This window comes from Streptomyces sp. NPDC059201 (assembly GCF_042754585.1).
In the GTDB taxonomy this organism is placed as follows: domain Bacteria; phylum Actinomycetota; class Actinomycetes; order Streptomycetales; family Streptomycetaceae; genus Streptomyces.
On sequence record NZ_JBHZBB010000001.1, the window covers coordinates 1,036,658 to 1,053,375 of the forward strand.

A 16,718-nucleotide genomic window follows, 5' to 3' on the forward strand; every position below is an offset into this window, starting at 1 on the left:
GCACCTCTCGTCTAGGGATGGGGGATGGGGCGGGGCGGGCGTACGGCGCGGGGCGTGGGTGATGAGCCGTACGCCCTGCGCCGCACGCCCGATGGTCACGCCTTGCGGAGGCGGGCGATGATGCCGTCGATGTCGCGCTGCATCATGTCGGCCCGGATCTTGTGACCACCCGACGGCTCGTGCCACTCGTGCGGGATCCCGGCGTTCCCGAGGAGGGAGCGGAACTCCCGCTGTCCGGCGAGGACATGCTGTTCGTTGGCGGTGTCGAACCAGTTGACCGGGTCCGGGCTGGTGCCGGCGACCATGAAGACGCGCTTGTGGCGGTAGCTCTCGATGCGCTGGACGGGGTTGTCGGCGTTCACGCGCGCCTCGTCCCAGAAGGGTGCGCCGTAGACGGTGCCGCCGCCCAGTTCGAGGGCGGCGGAGGTGGCGTTGGCCCAGTGGACGACCATGCCGTTGTCGCGGCGGAGGCTGGCGGGGCCGGAGTGGGAGCTGACGGAGGCGAAGTGGCCGTAGTACTTGGCGGCGTACTTCAGGGCGCCGAAGCCGCCCATGGAGAAGCCGGAGACGGCGCGGCCGTCGTACTCGGCGTAGGTGCGGAAGTTCGCGTCGATCCAGGGGATCAGCTGGGCGATGTGGAAGTGCTCCCAGTTGCGGGGGCCGACGTTGGAGCTGACCGGGTTGGAGTACCACCCGGTCCGGCCGCCGTCGGGCATGACGACGATGAGGGGCTTGCCGGCGGTCCAGGCGCGGACGCCCTCGCGGTCGAAGGTGATGAAGTCCTGCTCGCCGCCGTGGAGGAGGTAGAGGACGGGGTAGCGGCGGCCGCTCCAGTGGTAGTCGTCGGGCAGGAGCACGTTCACGGCGGGCTCCCAGCCGATCGCGCTGGTGGCGAAGCGGTACCACCACATGCGGTGGTCCTGCTCCCCGCGCCCCACGATCCGCAGCCCGAACCCGTCCCCCACGGCGGCGGCGGGCCCGGCCGAGGCGACGACCCCCGCACCGCCCAGCGCCAACGCGGCCGAGAGCCCACCTGCGGACTTGAGAATGTTCCTGCGGGACGGCCGCTGCGCGCTCAACGTGACCTCCAGATAGTCAGCCTGACGATGTCCCAGCCCACCCCGAACCCACCCCGTCGGGCGTCCGTGCAGCCGGGCGGTCAGGAACGTAGCAACGTGTCCCACCCTGAGGGACCCCGGAAGGTTCCGGACTGACAGGGGGCGGGTGGGTGGGGTAGGACGCGGCGGGATGGGGGCGGGGGTGCGGCTGGGGCGGGGAGGGGTGAAGCCTGTCCCGTGGCCGGGCCGCCCGGGCGGGCGCGGCACCGCCGGGGGGACTTCGCTACGTCGCGTGCGCGTGCGCGGGGGCGTGGCGCTGGAGGGCGGGGGCCGGAGGCGGGCGGCCGAGGGCTGGGTGCCAGACGCAGAAGGCCAAGGGCCGGAGGCCGAGAGTTGGGACCTGGGGGCCGGAGGCCGGAGGCCAAAGCCAGGGGCGGGCGGCCGGGGGCCGGAAGGCCGGGGAGCCGGGGGCTGGAGGCTGGAGGCCGCGCTTCGGAGGCCGGGGGCTGGAGACCGGGAGCCAAAGCCAGGGGCGGGCGGCCGGGGGCCGGAAACCGGGCCAGGGGCTGGGGCGGGGCTGGGCGGGCGGCCAGGGGGCCGGGGCCCCTGGCCGGAGTCCGGGGGGGCGGAGGCCGGAGGCCCGAGGCGGAGGCCGGGCGCCGGATGCGGGCGGCGAGGGCTGGGGGCCGGAGGCGGGCGGCCAGGGGCCGGAGGCCAAAGCCAGGGGCGGGCGGCCGGAGGCCGGAAGGCCAGGCGCCGGGCGCCGGAGGCCAGGAGCCAGGGGCGGGCGAGGGGCCAGGGGCCAGGGGCCACGAGCCTGAGGCCGAGGGCCGGGGGCCAGGGCCTGGGTCGGAGGGTCCGCCTTGGGGGCGGCGGCCGGGGCCGGGGGCGTCTTTGTCGCCGGGGGCGGGGAGGGGCGCAGCCTGTCCCGTGGCCGGGCCCGGCCGGGCGGGGCGCGGCGCCGCGGGGGGCTTCGCTACGTCGCGTTCGCGGGGCCGTGGCCGCCTTGGGGGGCGGAGGTGGAGCGGGGATCGTGCGGTTGGGAGGGGGTTAGGGGGTGGGGACTAGTTGTTCGGCCCAGATTGTTTTGCCTCTGGCTCCGTAGCGGCAGCCCCAGCGGGAGGCTAGTTGGGCGATGAGGAAGAGGCCGCGGCCGCCTTCGTCGGTGATGAGGGCTCGGCGGAGGCGGGGCTGGGTGTTGCTGGGGTCGGAGACCTCGCAGACGAGGACGCGGCCGCGGATGAGGCGGAGTCCTACGGGGCCGCCGGCGTAGCGCATCGCGTTGGTGACGAGTTCGCTGACGATGAGTTCGGTGGAGAACATGAGGTCGTCCAGCCCCCAGGCCCGCAGCTGGGCGTTGACGTCGTGGCGGGCGTCGTGGACGGCGGCCGGGTCGACCGGGTACTCCCAGTGGGCCGTGTCCGTGTCGGCCACCGCCCGCGTCCGGGCGAGGAGCAGGGTGACGTCGTCGGCGGGGCGCTCCTGATGCGGGTGACAGCCCATCAGGTCGCGGCCCATCGCCTCCAGGGAGCGCTCGGGGCCACGGAACCGGCGCAGGTTCCGGAGGAGTTCCTCGCCGCCGCGGGTGATGTCGTGGTCGTAGTCGACCAGTCCGTCGGTGTAGAGCGCGAGGACGCTGCCGGGCGGCAGCGTGACGTCGGTGATCTCGAAGGGGTTGTCGCCCACGCCGAGCGGCGGCCCGGGGACGACGGGGACGAACTCCGCGCCGCCGTCGGGGAGCAGCAGCGCGGGGGCGGGGTGGCCTGCCGACGCCATGTGGCAGACCCGGGTGACGGGGTCGTAGACGGCGAACAGGCAGGACGCGCCGACGGCGTCCGGCTGCTCCGACTCGGCCTGCATGCGCTGCACGAGGTCGTCGAGGTGGGTGAGGAGTTCGTCGGGCGGCAGGTCGAGGTCGGCGAGGGTCTGGACCGCCGTACGGAGCCTCGCCATCGTGGCCGTCGCCTGGAGCCCGTGCCCGATGACGTCACCGACGACGAGCCCGATCCGCATCGACGACAGCGGCAGCGCGTCGAACCAGTCCCCGCCGACGCTGAGGGTGCCGCTGGCCGGCAGGTAGATCCCGGAGGTCTCGGCGGCCTGGCTCTCGGTCACGGCCGGCGGCAGCAGGCTGCGCTGGAGGACGAGCGCGGTGCGGTGTTCGCGCGTGTAACGGTGGGCGTTGTCCAGCGCCATCGCGGTGCGGTCGCACAGGTCCTGGAGGAGCCGCGTCTCGGCGTCCCCGAACGGCTCGGGGGTGCGGGTGCGCCAGACCATCACGTAACCGAAGAGCCGCGACCGGTGGTAGAGCGGGCAGCCGAGCGCGCTGTGCATGTCCTCGGGCATCAGGCGGGCGAAGAGCCCGGGTTCGTCGCCGAGCATCGCGCGGGCGGTCGCGGCGTCGGCCTTGATCACGCCGCCGACCGCGACGGCCGCGTCCGCCGTCCCGGGCGGCGCCGGGGGTACGGGTTCCCCCTGCTGCACCAGGCCGGACGGCCACGTTCCGTCCGCCGCCTTGACCGCCACCCGGCGCGGGCGCGACGCCTCGTGCCCCGGGTACCCGAGCACCGGGTCGCGCCCCTGGAGCACGTCGTCGGGGAAGTCGACGCAGGCCAGGTCACCGAGGGCCGGTACCAGGAGGTCGACGAGGTCGCGCGCAGCGCGGACGACGTCGAGCGACTCGCCGATCTCGAACGCCCTCCGGTACGCGTCCGTCAGCCGGTGGTGGGCCCGCAGGCGCGCCGCGGGCTCGGTCGCGACGAGGGCCACCCCGTGCCGGGCGCCGTCCTCCGCGTCCACGGGGAAGCACGCCAGGCTCAGAACCGGGTCCGAGCCCTCCGGAGCGGGCCGGAAGTCGGCGCCGACGACCGGCATCCCGGTCACCGCGACCTGGTGCAGGATCTCCCGTACCGTCCGGTCGCCGTCCGCGTCCGTCAGGTCGTACAGCCAGTCGGCGCCGGCCGGCGCGCCCGCCGGACGGAGCGCCTCCAGCGCCGCGTTGCTCCGCGTCATGGTGAGGTCGGGGGCGAACTCGGCTACGCCCAGACGCCGTTGGTTGAGGAGGGAACGCGCCAGGACCCGGTCCGGGTCGTGACGTCCGGCCGTCACCGGCCGCCGGACGAGCAGCATCCTCTCACCGGCCACCGCTCCGGGGAGCAGCACGACGTCGGCCTCGGCGGACCCGTCGGTGGCATGGCGCAGCAGGAGACGGTGGACGGTGCCGGCCGATGCGGCGGTACGGGCCGATGGCGAGGCCGATCCGGCTGCCGACGCGGCGGTGCCGGATGCCGGGGTGGCTGATCCGGAGGCGCCAGGCGATGCATCTGCCTGTCCGGCGGTGCCGGGCGATTCAGTCGCCGATCCGGAGGTGCTGGGCGACCCGGCGGCCGACCCTGCCGCCTTCCTCGGGTCGGTCCAGGAGGGTACGGCCGTGCCCAGGACCTCGTGTGCGGGGCGGCCTTCGATGTCCTCCGCTGTCCGGCCCAGCAGTTCCTCTGCGGACCGCGACCACCACCGGATGTGGTCGTGCGCGTCGAGGAGGAGGGCGGCCATGTCTTCGAGTCCGCCGCTCGGGGGCGTGTCCCGGTCGGAGGGGCTCACGTCGTGCCTCCCTCGCCGGGACGTGGGGGTCCCCACGGGGAATGGTCCTGCCCCCAGGATGCGCCTCCTCGTGCGGCCGGGCACGTACAGCCCGGCCGATCGAGTGGCACCGACGGGAGCGGGCCGGGGCGGCGGCGCCGACGGGAATACGCGGCGCGGGGCCGCCGTTCCCCGTTGTAACGGAGTGCCCCGCCCACGCCACGCCACGCCCAGGTGGTCGAGAGCCATGAGCCAACCCAGCCGTGCCCATCCCACCCTCCGCACCCTCCGCGCCGCCGCCGCGACGACCCTCCTCGTGGTGCTCGCCGGCTGCGCCGCCACCACGGGTGCGGGCGCCCCCGCTCCCTCGGACGCCGTCCCGCCGTCGCCCGCGCCGACCGCCACGGCGACTCCGGCCGAACCGGTGGCCGTGGCGCCCACACCGACCCCGGCCCCGACCTCGACCCCGACCCCGCGCCCGCGTCCCGCTGAGCTGGACATCCCGTCGATCGGGGTGGAGGACCTGCGCGTCGTGCCGTACGAGGGGAAGACCGACGACCGGGCCGGGACGCGCATCCAGGACCGGGGCGTCGCGGCCAGCCCGTACGGGGAGCGCGGCGGCGTCGGTCCCGGGGACATCGGGAACTACCAGGTGACCGCGCACCGGCTCTCCGCCGGGGGCGCGCTGCGCGACCTGCCCGACGTGGATGTCGGCGACACGGTACGCGTGACCGCCGGGGACACCACGTACACGTACCGGATCGTCGAGACCCGCAGCACCTCCTTCCGCTCCGACCGCTCCCTCGCCGAGCAGCGGGCCGCCGTCCCCGGCGAGCCGGGCGAGCGGCCCACCCGCGCCATGATCACGCTCTCCACCTGCGCCACCCCGGAGGACGACGCGGCGGGCAACTTCTGGCGGGACGCCCTCGGCAACCCCGAGCACCGCATCGACAAGATCGGCGTCCTCACCTCGACCCGGACCGCGTCCGAGGCCGGTTGAGGCCGATCGAGACCGGTAAGGCCGACCGCGGCCGGCAGGGCGGGGCGCGTAGGCTCGGGGCATGATCGAGAGGCGGGGTTCGGGCGTGGGGCGGGGAGCGGGGCGGGGGCCGGGCAGGCCGCGTGAGGAGCGGGTCGAGCCCGCGGTGTTCGACGCGGTCGTGGCCGTCATCGCCGAGCACGGTCTGGGCGGTCTGACGATGGACGGGGTCGCGCGGCGGGCCGGCGTGAGCAAGCCCGCGATCTACCGCCGCTGGCCCACCAAGCAGGACCTGATCATCGCCGCCGCCGAGTCCCGGGTCGGGCCGCTGACCGTGCCGGACCTGGGCGACTTCCGCGCCGAACTGCGCACGGTGCTGGAGGCGCGTCTGGAGGCGTACCGGCAGCCCGGCGTGGACCGGCTGCTCGCCGGGGTCATCGGGGCGGCGGCCGAGGAGGGGGCCGAGCGCGGGCGGTACGGGGCGTACACCGCCGGGGTGATGAGCGCGACCCGCGAGATCCTGGAGCGCGGCATCGCCCGGGGCGACGTGCGTCCGGACACCGACGTCCGGGCCATGGCCACGATGATCGCCGCTCCGCTGCTCTTCCGGCTGGTCGGCGAGATGGAGTCGCCGGACTCCTCGCTCATCGACGCGGTGACCGATTCCGTGTGCCGCGCGGTGGCGGTCCGCGCCTGACCGCACGACCGGCGAACCGGTCCTGATGCTGTCCTTTCCCCTCATCACGTTTCCCCTCATCACGGGCGTCTTCCGCGCTGGATGAAGTTCCTGGGCCCGACCCCTTGCCGACGCATGACTGAATATCGATACTTCCGGTAACGATTTTAGCCCTCACCGTGGAGGAGCACCTTCAGCATGTCCGTCACCACCCCGCAGCCGGTCCTCGACAAGCCCCTTCTGCACTACGGGCGCCGCACCCTCGACCGCGTCGGACCCGGCACTCCCCAGGCCGCGTACCGCCTCCTCGACATCACCCCCCTCACCCCGCACATCGGCGCCGAGATCACCGGTGTCGACCTCACCCGACCCCTCGGCGAGGAGCTCGCCGAGGAGCTGCGGCAGGCACTCCTGGAGTGGAAGGTCGTCTTCTTCCGCGACCAGGGGGACGTCACACAGGAGCACCACGTGGCCCTCTCCGCCGTGTGGGGAGCGCCGGAGGTGAATCCTTTCTTCCCGAAGGGCGGCACCGTCGGCGTCTCCCGGCTGGCCAAGGACGCGATGGCCGTCGGCAACGAGAACATCTGGCACAGCGACCACTCGTTCATGGCCGCGCCCGCGCTGGGCTCGGTGCTGCGCGCCGTCGAGATCCCGCCCGCCGGCGGCGACACGATGTGGGCCGACATGGGCGCCGCGTACGACAACCTCCCCGAGGAGACGAAGGCGCGCGTCGACGGGCTCACGGCCGTCCACGACTGGGTGCCCAGCTGGGGCGCCACGATGAGCGAGGAGCAGGTCGCCCACTTCCGGCGGACCCTGCCGCCGGTCGAGCACCCCGTCGTCGTCCGCCACCCGCGGACCGGACGGAAGACCCTGTACGTCAACGAGCCCTTCACCACGCGGATCACGGGCCTCTCCGACGAGGAGAACCGCGAACTCCTCGACACGCTCGTGCTCCAGGCCCGCATCCCCGAGTACCAGGTGCGGTTCCGGTGGCAGCCCGGGTCCCTCGCCATCTGGGACAACATCGCGGTCCAGCACTACGCGATCAACGACTACTTCCCGGAGCGCCGGGTGATGGAGCGCATCGCGATCGCGGGCGTACCGCTGTCCGCCTGATCGCCGGGTGCCCTGCCGGGCCGTCCTCGGCGGGCTCGCAGGGGCCCTCCGCCGCCGTTCGGGGCCGCACACCCCGGGCGCGGCGGCGCTCCCCTCCCTCTTCCCCTCCCTCCCTCTCCTCCTGGAGGTCGCCATGACCGCCGCCGACACCACCCCCGCGCGGAAGCCCGTCCCCGGGCGCAGCGCGGCGGGTGACGGGCCGGGCGCACGCGCCTGGATCGTCACCGGCCTGCTCGTGGTCTTCATGATGGTCAACTTCGCGGACAAGGCGGTCCTCGGTCTCGCGGCCGACGAGATCCGCGCCGATCTCGGCCTGTCCGCCACCGACTTCGGGCTGGCCAACAGCGCGTTCTTCCTGTTGTTCTCGGTCGCCGCCGTCGTCGTCGGGATGCTCGCCGACCGCGTGTCCCTCAAGTGGCTGCTGCTGCTCATGGCGGCCCTGTGGTCCGTCGCGCAGGTCCCGGCCGCCCTCGGCGGCGGGCTCGCCGTGCTCGTCGGTACGCGGATCCTCCTCGGTGCCGCCGAGGGCCCCGCGTTCCCCGTCGCCCAGCAGGCCGCGCTGTCCTGGTTCCCCGACCACCGGCGCAATCTGCCCGGCGCGCTCGTCACGCTCGGCATCACCCTCGGCGTCATCACCGCCGCGCCCGGCCTGACGTGGGTCATCGACCGGCACGGGTGGCGCGCCGCGCTGTGGGTGCTCGCCGTCGTGGGCGCGGTGTGGGCCGTGGTCTGGGCCGTGTTCGGGGCCGACGGCGACCACCGTGAGAAGGCGACCGCCGCCTCGGTACGCGTTCCCTGGCGGGCGTACCGGCGGGTTCTGGGCAGCCGTACCTGGCTGGGAACCACTCTCGCGTACTTCACCAGTTACTGGTCCGTGGCGCTGATGCTGGTGTGGCTCCCCTCGTACCTGACGAACGGTCTCGGCCACTCCTCCGCCGCCTCCGGCACGCTGGTCGCCGTCCCGTGGGCGATCGGCGCGGTCGCCCTCCTCGCGCAGGCCGCCGTCACGGGACGGCTGATGCGGCGCGGCGTGCCGAGCCGCTGGGCCCGCGGCAGGGTCGGCGCGGCGCTGCTCCTCCTCGGCGGGCTCTGCTTCCTCGCCGTGCCGCTCGCCGAGGGCGCGGGGGCGAAGACGGCGCTGGTGGTGGCCGGGTTCGGCATCAGCGGATCGTTCGCCACGGTCGCGGTCACGACGGTCGCGGAGCTGGCACCGGCGGCGCTGCGCGGCGGCTCCCTCGGCATCATGAACGCGCTGGTGACGACGGCCGGACTGATCGCCCCCGCGGTCGTCGGCGCCATGATCGACGCGCAGGGCCCCGCCGGCTACCAGAACGCCACCCTCGTCTCCGCCGCCCTGCTGCTGGCCGGCGCCCTGGCCGCGGCGACCCTGATCGACCCGTCGCGCGACGCGCACCGCGCGGGCGCCTGAACCCGCTCCTCTTCCGGGCTCGCGCCCGGGGACGCTCTGCCGGGCTCGCGCCCGGGCACGCGTTGCCCGCTTCCGGGCTCACGCCTGGGCCCGCTGTTCCGGGCTCGCACCCCGGTCCGCGTTGCCAGCCCGCGCCCGGGCACCCCAGTGCCGCGCGCGCCCGAGCGCCCTCTTCCACCCCCGCGCCCAGGCCCCCCTTCCACTGCGCCGTACCCACCCCCTCCCAAGGAGCCAGCCGTGACCACCCCCCTCCCCGACACCACCCACCTGGACGCCGCCGTGTCCGATCTCCGTGCGGGCGCCGCCGGCTGGGCCGCCGCCCCCGTCACCGAGCGCATCGCCCTCCTGGAGCGGATGCTGCCGCGTATCCAGGACGGGGCGGCGGACATGGTCGAGGCGGCCGCGCGTGCCAAGGGGTACACCGCCGACTCTCCGTGGGCCGCCGAGGACTGGACCGGTGCGCCGTGGGCTCTGGCGCGGACGGCCGCCGCCTATCTCCAGACGCTGCGGCGTATCGCCGCCGGTCGGGAGCCGGTCGACGCACGGGCCGTGCGCCAGCACCATGGCCGTACCTGCGTCGACGTGTTTCCCGCCGGCGGCTGGGACCGGATCCTTCTCAACGGGTTCTCCGCGCGGGTGTGGACGCGGCCCGGTACGACCCCGCAGGGGGTACGGGACCGGGCCGGGGCCCCGTACCGAGGCGGGTCCGGGGGCGGGGCGGGCGGGGTCGCTCTCGTGCTCGGGGCCGGGAACGTCGCCGCCATCACCGCGCTCGACATCCTCCACAAGCTGTACGTCGACGGGCAGGTGGTCCTCGCGAAGATGAACCCCGTCAACGCCTACCTGCGGCCCCACTTCGAGCGGGTCTTCGCGGAGTTCACCGCCCGGGGCTGGGTGCGTTTCGTCGACGGCGGCGCCGCCGAGGGCGCCCACCTCGCGGCGCACGACGGCGTCGACACCATCCACGTCACCGGCAGCGACCGCACCCACGACGCCATCGTCTGGGGCACCGACGAGCACGCGGCGCGGCGCCGCGCCGCCGACACCCCGCTCAACACCAAGCCGTTCAGCAGCGAACTCGGCGGCGTCAGCCCCTGCCTCGTGGCGCCCGGACCGTGGAGCGCCGCGGACTTCCGCTTCCAGGCCGAGCACATCGTCACCAGCAAGATGAACAACTCCGGCCACAACTGCGTCGCCAGCCAGATACTCGTCCTGCCCCGCGCCTGGGACGGCACCGAGCGCCTGCTCGCCGAGATCCGCCGGGTTCTGCGCGCCCTGCCCGACCGGACCGACTACTACCCCGGCGCCGACCGCCGGCTCGCCGCCGTCGCCGACGCGCACCCTGAGGCGGAGACGCACGGCGCGGGCGGGCGCCTGCTGCTGCCGGACCTCACGGACGAGGACGACGCCTTCCTGCGTACCGAGGTCTTCGCCAGCGCCCTCGGAGTCGTACGCCTCCCCGGGGACACCCCGGAGGAGTTCCTGCGCGCGGCCGTCGACTTCGCGAACGACCGGCTCCCCGGCACCCTCGGCGCCACCCTCATCGTCCACCCGAAGACCGAGAAGGCCCACCGGGCGGCGGTGGACCGGGCCGTGGCCGGTCTGCGCTACGGCACGGTCGGCGTCAACTGCTGGTCGGCCATCGGCTTCCTCCTCGGCCAGACGCCCTGGGGCGCGTACCCGGGCCACACCCGCCAGGAGATCGGCAGCGGCGTCGGCTTCGTCCACAACGCGCTCATGCTGGCCGAGGAGGACATCGAGAAGACCGTGCTCCGCGCCCCCTTCGCGCCCGCCCCGCGCGGCCTGTTCACCGGCTCCCCCTCCCTCTCCCCGCGTCCCCCGTACTTCGTCACCCACCGCACCGCCGTCACCACCCTCGCCCGCCTCACCCGCTTCACCACCGCGCCGAGCGCGGCACGCCTCCCCGCGATCTTCGCCGCCGCACTCCGCGGCTGACCCGCCACCTCATCACCACGCCTCCCCTCCCCCTCCCTTCAGCTCACGAACAGGACCCCTCAGTGAACCTCTCCGACGCCCTCTCCCGCGCCGCCGCCGCGCACGGCACGCGCACCGCCGTGGAACTCGGCGACGCCTCCCTCACGTACGCCGACCTGGACGGCCTCTCCGGCAGGGTGGCCGCGCTGCTCGGCGCGCACGGCGTCGCGCCCGGCGACCGGGTCGCCGTCATGCTGCCCAACCTGCTGGAGTTCCCCGTCCTCTACTACGGGACGCTGCGCGCGGGCGCGGTCGTCGTCCCCATGAACCCCCTGCTCAAGCGGCGGGAGATCGCGCACTACCTGAAGGACTCGGGGGCCCGCCTGGTCTTCGTCCACGCGTCCCTCACCGGTGAGGTGAGCGCCGCCGCCGAGGCCGCCGGGTCGGATGCGGAGATCGTCCCCGTCGCCGAGGGGTCCCTCGCCGAGCTCCTCTCCGCGCACCCCGAGCCCGTCACCGCGTCCTGCGGCGCGGACCACGACACCGCCGTCATCCTCTACACCTCCGGGACGACGGGCCTGCCGAAGGGCGCGGAGCTCACCCACCTCAACATCGGCCGGAACTCCGAGATGGCCGCCCGCACGCTCTTCCACCTGAGCCCCGACGACGTCGTCCTCGGCTGCCTCCCCCTCTTCCACGCCTTCGGCCAGGTCGTCGCGATGAACGCCGCCGTCGTCATCGGCGCCCGGCTCACCCTCCTGCACCGCTTCGACGCCGACATCGCGCTCCGGACCATCGAGGAGCGCGGCGTCACCGTCTTCGCGGGCGTCCCCACCATGTACGCCGCTCTGCTGGCCGCCGAAGCGCGGCAGCCCGGCCTGCACGACACCGCGACCCTGGGGCTCTGCGTGTCGGGCGGCGCCTCGCTGCCCGTGGAGGTCCTGCACGCCTTCGAGAAGACCTTCGGCTGTCCCGTCCTGGAGGGGTACGGCCTGTCGGAGACCTCGCCCGTCGCCTCCTTCAACCACCTCGACCGCCCGCGCAAGCCCGGCACGGTCGGCACGCCCATCGAGGGCGTCGAGATGCGGCTCGACCGGGTGGAGGACGGCATCGGCGAACTGTGCGTCCGGGGGCACAACGTGATGAAGGGGTACTGGGGCCGGCCGGACGCCACCGCCGAGGCGATCAGGGACGGCTGGTTCCACACGGGGGACCTGGCCCGGGTCGACGAGGACGGCTTCTACTCCATCGTGGACCGCAAGAAGGACCTCATCATCCGTGGTGGCTTCAACGTCTACCCCCGGGAGATCGAGGAGGTCCTCTACGAGCACCCGGCCGTGGCCGAAGCCGCCGTAGTCGGCTTCCCCCACGACACCCTCGGCGAGGAGATCGGAGCGGCGGTGTCCCTCCGCCCCGGCGCCGAGGCGACCCCCGAGGAGCTGGTCGCGTACGTCAAGGAGCAAGTGGCGCCGTACAAATACCCGCGCGTGGTGTGGCTGCTGCCCGAACTGCCCAAGGGCGCCACCGGCAAGATCCTCAAGCGCGAGGTGGTGACCACCCGCCCCTGAGGCCCCTGAGCCCCCTCAGCCCGCCTCGGCGCCCTCCAGCCCCCTGCTCTCCGGAGAGCCTCCGCATCCGTCGCCCCGCCGGCCCGGATGTGGGACGGTGTGAGCATGCCGGTTCCCGTGATGCTCGACTGCGATCCCGGTCATGACGACGCCTTCACCATTCTGCTGGCCGCCGCGCACCCCTCGGTCGAGCTGCTCGCCCTCACCACCGTCGCGGGCAACCAGACGCTGGAGAAGACGACGCTCAACGCCCGCCGGGTGTGCGCGGCGGCCGGGATCCACGGGGTGCCGATCGCGGCGGGCCGCGACCGCCCGCTGCACGGGCCGCGCCGGATCGCCGAGAACATCCACGGCGACTCCGGCCTGGACGGGCCCGGCTTCGCGAAGGGCGAGCCGGACGTGCCGCAGGACCCGCGCGACGCGCTCACCCTCATGCGGGACACCCTGCTCGCGCACCCGGAGCCGGTGACGCTCGTGCCGACCGGGCCGCTCACCAACATCGCCGTCCTCCTCCTCGCCCACCCCGAGCTCGCCGACCGCATCGCGCGGATCGTGCTCATGGGCGGCTCGACGGAGCGCGGCAACACCACGCCCGCGGCCGAGTTCAACATCCTGTGCGACCCGGAAGCGGCCGACATCGTCTTCCGGAGTGGTCTGCCTGTGACGATGTTCGGCCTCAACGCGACCCATCAGGTACGGGCCACCGCCGAGGTCGTCGCCCGCATCGCCGCCCTCGGCACCCCCCTGAGCCGCCTCTGCGTCGACCTGCTCACCTACTTCGGCTCCACCTACCGCGAGGTGTACGGCTTCGACGCGCCCCCGCTGCACGACCCGCTGACCGTCGCCCACCTGATCGACCCGTCGCTGGTCAGCCTGGCGCGGGCGGCGGTGGCCGTGGAGCTGAACGGCACCCACACCCGGGGCGCGACGGTGGTCGACCTGCACGGCGTGACGGGCCTGCCGGCCGACGTCGAGGTGGGCATGGACGTCGACGCCGACCGGTTCTGGGACCTGATCGTGGAAGCCGTACGGACCCTGGGGAAGCCCTAGGCAGCCCTAGGGTCCGCTGTCTCTCAGGGCGTGTCGCGGCAGGTCGGGTCGTCGATCGCGCTCACGGTGTACGGCGGGAGGCCCGGCGGCTCGTCGAGCTGGCTGTTGACCACGTAGAGGCGGCAGCCGTGCCGCGCGAGCGTGGTGGGGAGGTCGAAGGGGCCGTCCGTGAGCCGGTGCGTCACCGTGCCCGTACGCAGCTCCGCGTCGAGCCGGGCGACGTAGACGCCGTGCGGGGCACCGTAGTTGAGGACGGCGTACAGCGTCCGGCCGCGCAGCACCATGCCGTCGGGGCCGAAGGACTGGTCGCCGAGGTCGAGCCGGGCGACCTGCTTGTCCGAGGTGGAGATCCGCCACACGGCCTCGGTGCCGTTCGACGCCACGAGGAGGGTGGAGCCCGACGCGTTCGCGACGATGCCGTTCAAGAGCCAGTACTGGGGCGGGAATTGGGGGAAGGCGGAGCGGATGTCGAGCCAGGGTTCGAGGGGGCCCAGGGTGGCTCCGCGGAGCTCCGCCCGGTGGATCACCGGGTTGGCCCAGTCGGTCACGTACACCGCGTCCTTCGTCACGGTCAGGTCGTTGAGGTCGGGCGCGCCGAGCGGTCCGGCCTGTGCGGTACGGGTGGCGAGGAGGCGTCCGTGGCGGTCGTGGAGCATCAGGGTCGCGCCGCCCACGGACAGGACCCGGCCCCGCCGGTCGGTGTGCACGCCCAGGGTGCTGGGGCGGTCCTCAAGTCCCCGTGCCGGGAACGGCTTCAGGTCCGGGGCGCCGACGCGGCCCCGGTAGAGGGTGCCGAGGCCGTCGGAGGAGACGTACATCGTGCCGTCCGGGGTGACGGTGATGCCCTCGGGCAGGACGCCGGCCTCGCGGGAGACCACGTACGTGTCGGGCAGGTCCCGTGCGGCGGCGGGGGCGGGCGCGGCCGCACCGGCGAGGGCGGAGAGCAGAAGTGCGGCTGCGAGGCTGACCGTTCGGGCGGGGATGCGGCGCATCGGCGCGACCTCCAAGGGGATTCGGCGCGTGGTGGAGAGGGACGGCAGGAGCGTGCCGCCGCCTCGCGCGGAACGCACTGCCTTTCGCCCCTCGTTGAAAGGGTTCCTCGCTGAAGGTCCCTCGCTGAAGGTCCCTCGTTGAAAAGGTCCCTTGTCGAAAGAGCCCTTGTCGAAAGGGCCCTTGTCGAAAGGGCCCTCGTCGAATGGGTCCGCCGGGCGGATAATCGGTCGGCATGATCCGTCTTCACTTCACCGCCGCCGATCTGTGCCGGATCACTCTCGCCCCGGCGCCCAACGCGCTCTCGGAAACCGTCCTGAGCCTGCGGCTGGACCCGCGCGGGGGCCTGCGCGGCGGCAGGGGCGGGCAGTTGGAGCGTCCGCGTGCCGCCGCCAGGGAGTGGCACCGGTCCCTGCCGGGTGGCGCGGTCGCCCGGGCCGGTGTGCTCGCCGAGCTGGTCGCCGAGGACGGCTTCGTCCCGGACTTCCTGCTCCAGCCGTCGGTCCACGACCTCACCGGCGCCCTGGAGGCGGTCGGGGCGACGCCCTCGGAGCGGCTGGCGCTGGATCTCGGGATCCCGGAGGCCACTGGCTGGAACGGTGGCATGGCGCGGCCCGGCCGGTGGGCGCGGGAGCTCGCGCAGGGGTCGCCGGCCGCGGCCCGCGCCCTGCTGGACGACACCCGCCGCTACTTCGAGACGACCGTGGAACCGCTCTGGCCCCGGATCCGCCGCGACACCCTCACCGACCGCGCGCTGCGGTCGGAGATGCTGCTGCGCGGGGGTGTGGACGCGCTGCTGACCACGCTCGGCACGACCTGGTGGTGGCAGGCGCCCACCCTGCACCTGCCCTCGGCGTCGAGCTACGACATCCCGCTGTGCGGGCGGGGGCTGCTGCTCGTGCCCTCGTGGTTCGCCACCGGACCGATGGTGATGTACCGCCCCGAGGCCGCGACCGTCCTCGTCTACCCCCTGTACGACGCCCCCGACGCGACTCCCGACGGCGAGCGGCCGGAAGCGCTCGCCGCGCTGCTCGGAAGGACCCGGGCCCATGTGCTCGCGCTCCTGCGCTCGCCCGCCACCACGACGGCGCTCGCCGAACGCGCCTCCGTCTCGCTCGCGGCGGCCAGCCAGCACGCCCGGGTCCTCCGGGGCGCGGGGCTGATCGACACCGTCCGCACGGGGACGGCCGTCCTGCACACCCTCACGCCCCTCGGCCACTCCCTCCTGGCCGGGACGACCACGTGAGGCTTCACCTCATCGGTCCACTCCAGGGGGCCTGATCAGCGGTCCCGTGGCCAGGATGGGGAGCGTGGGGGGAGTGCGTCCCGCCCACGACAGCTGCGAGAGGTGGCCCCCGTGATCCGTACGAGAGGTGACAGGCCCTGGAGCGGCGTAGCCCTCGCGGTGGCCGCGCTGACCGGCCTCGCCACCGGCTGCTCCTCCGGCTCCGGCGGGGAGACGACGGGAGCGCGGGCCGGCAACGCGGTGAAACCGGCGGTGGCAGCACCGTCCGCGACAGACACCGCGTCGGCGTCGGCACCCGCGTCACCCTCGCCATCGGCGTCCGCGTCGGCCGGGACCGGGAAGCTCGTGGTCTCGTACGCGCCGCCGGAGGCGGCCAGTGACCAGCCGGCCGAGACGTTCCTCAAGGAGACCCAGGTCCTGGACGAGGTCGCCGCCTTCGCCGACTCCCTGGTGGCCCTGCCGCACGACGTCCCGTTGAAGGCGGCCAGTTGCGGCGTCGCGAACGCCTTCTGGAACCCGGACACGAAGGACATCACCTACTGCTACGAGTTCCTCGGCGCGCTCCGGCCGGTGTACGAGAAGCAGGAGACCACCGGCACCGCGAACCAGCGGGCCGCGGCCGTCGACGAGGACCTGGTCGGGCTGACCAACGGCGTCCTCTTCCACGAGCTGGGCCACGGCCTCGTGGCGATGTACGACCTGCCGATCACCGGCAAGGAGGAGGACGCCGTCGACCAGTTGTCCGCGCTGATGCTGGCCAGCGGCGGGGAGAAGTACCAGGAGTACGCGATCGACACGATCAACGCCTGGGGCGGCCTGGCCGAGGCGGAGGAGGCCGGGGACAAGACCGCCGAGGTCTACGCCGACGAGCACTCGCTGAGCATCCAGCGGTTCTACAACTGGGCCTGCTGGCTCTACGGTTCGGACCCCGACGCGTACGATTCGGTCGTCGAGACGGACGGCAACCCCGACGGCGTGCTGCCGGAGGAGCGGGCCGCGCAGTGCCCCAGGGAGTTCGAGCAGATCAACAACTCCTGGAGCACCCTCCTCCAGCCCTACCTCAAGAACTGACCGCGTGCGTCCGCGCGT

General features: G+C 74.0%; 12 protein-coding genes. 9 read left to right on the forward strand and 3 right to left on the reverse strand.

What is annotated here, in order from left to right; all coding sequences use genetic code 11:
- Positions 1 to 95 precede the first annotated feature (95 nt).
- Positions 96 to 1,079 carry an alpha/beta hydrolase-fold protein gene (locus tag ACFXMG_RS04605; RefSeq protein WP_383815057.1) on the reverse strand — a complete coding sequence of 328 codons (984 nt, stop codon included), beginning with the start codon at positions 1,077 to 1,079 and terminating at the stop codon, positions 96 to 98.
- Positions 1,080 to 2,108: 1,029 nt separating this feature from the next.
- Positions 2,109 to 4,658, reverse strand: coding sequence for a SpoIIE family protein phosphatase (locus ACFXMG_RS04610; protein WP_383815055.1), 2,550 nt, complete (start codon positions 4,656 to 4,658; stop codon positions 2,109 to 2,111).
- A 226-nt stretch (positions 4,659 to 4,884) separates the two neighbouring features.
- On the opposite strand from ACFXMG_RS04610, the gene ACFXMG_RS04615 reads away from it, so the two are divergent.
- The 7 genes from ACFXMG_RS04615 (at position 4,885) to ACFXMG_RS04645 (ending at position 13,393) form a co-directional block, all read left to right on the forward strand.
- Positions 4,885 to 5,637 carry a class E sortase gene (locus ACFXMG_RS04615; protein WP_383815053.1) on the forward strand — a complete coding sequence of 251 codons (753 nt, stop codon included), beginning with the start codon at positions 4,885 to 4,887 and terminating at the stop codon, positions 5,635 to 5,637.
- Between the two features lie 61 nt (positions 5,638 to 5,698).
- Entirely contained in the window at positions 5,699 to 6,313 is a 615-nt protein-coding gene (locus ACFXMG_RS04620) for a TetR/AcrR family transcriptional regulator (RefSeq protein WP_383815052.1), read from the forward strand.
- 177 nt (positions 6,314 to 6,490) lie between these two features.
- A complete protein-coding gene (locus ACFXMG_RS04625; RefSeq protein WP_383815050.1) occupies positions 6,491 to 7,411 on the forward strand; it encodes a TauD/TfdA dioxygenase family protein in 921 nt (306 codons plus the stop codon).
- A 7-nt stretch (positions 7,412 to 7,418) separates the two neighbouring features.
- Positions 7,419 to 8,840 carry an MFS transporter gene (locus ACFXMG_RS04630; protein ID WP_383815048.1) on the forward strand — a complete coding sequence of 474 codons (1,422 nt, stop codon included), beginning with the start codon at positions 7,419 to 7,421 and terminating at the stop codon, positions 8,838 to 8,840.
- Positions 8,841 to 9,077: 237 nt separating this feature from the next.
- Positions 9,078 to 10,796: an aldehyde dehydrogenase family protein gene (locus tag ACFXMG_RS04635; protein ID WP_383815046.1), complete on the forward strand. Its 1,719-nt coding sequence runs from the start codon at positions 9,078 to 9,080 to the stop codon at positions 10,794 to 10,796.
- A 62-nt stretch (positions 10,797 to 10,858) separates the two neighbouring features.
- Positions 10,859 to 12,343 carry a long-chain fatty acid--CoA ligase gene (locus ACFXMG_RS04640; protein ID WP_383815045.1) on the forward strand — a complete coding sequence of 495 codons (1,485 nt, stop codon included), beginning with the start codon at positions 10,859 to 10,861 and terminating at the stop codon, positions 12,341 to 12,343.
- A 105-nt stretch (positions 12,344 to 12,448) separates the two neighbouring features.
- A complete protein-coding gene (locus ACFXMG_RS04645) occupies positions 12,449 to 13,393 on the forward strand; it encodes a nucleoside hydrolase (protein ID WP_383815043.1) in 945 nt (314 codons plus the stop codon).
- A 23-nt stretch (positions 13,394 to 13,416) separates the two neighbouring features.
- Here ACFXMG_RS04645 and ACFXMG_RS04650 read toward each other — a convergent pair whose 3' ends face one another.
- Entirely contained in the window at positions 13,417 to 14,463 is a 1,047-nt protein-coding gene (locus tag ACFXMG_RS04650) for a hypothetical protein (RefSeq protein ID WP_383815041.1), read from the reverse strand.
- Positions 14,464 to 14,618: 155 nt separating this feature from the next.
- Between ACFXMG_RS04650 and ACFXMG_RS04655 the strand changes: the two genes are divergently transcribed.
- Both ACFXMG_RS04655 and ACFXMG_RS04660 read left to right on the forward strand, forming a co-directional pair.
- Positions 14,619 to 15,629 carry an ArsR/SmtB family transcription factor gene (locus ACFXMG_RS04655; protein WP_383815039.1) on the forward strand — a complete coding sequence of 337 codons (1,011 nt, stop codon included), beginning with the start codon at positions 14,619 to 14,621 and terminating at the stop codon, positions 15,627 to 15,629.
- Positions 15,630 to 15,740: 111 nt separating this feature from the next.
- Complete coding sequence (locus ACFXMG_RS04660) at positions 15,741 to 16,700, forward strand: DUF4344 domain-containing metallopeptidase (RefSeq protein WP_383815038.1); 960 nt, start codon at positions 15,741 to 15,743, stop codon at positions 16,698 to 16,700.
- Positions 16,701 to 16,718: the final 18 nt, after the last annotated feature.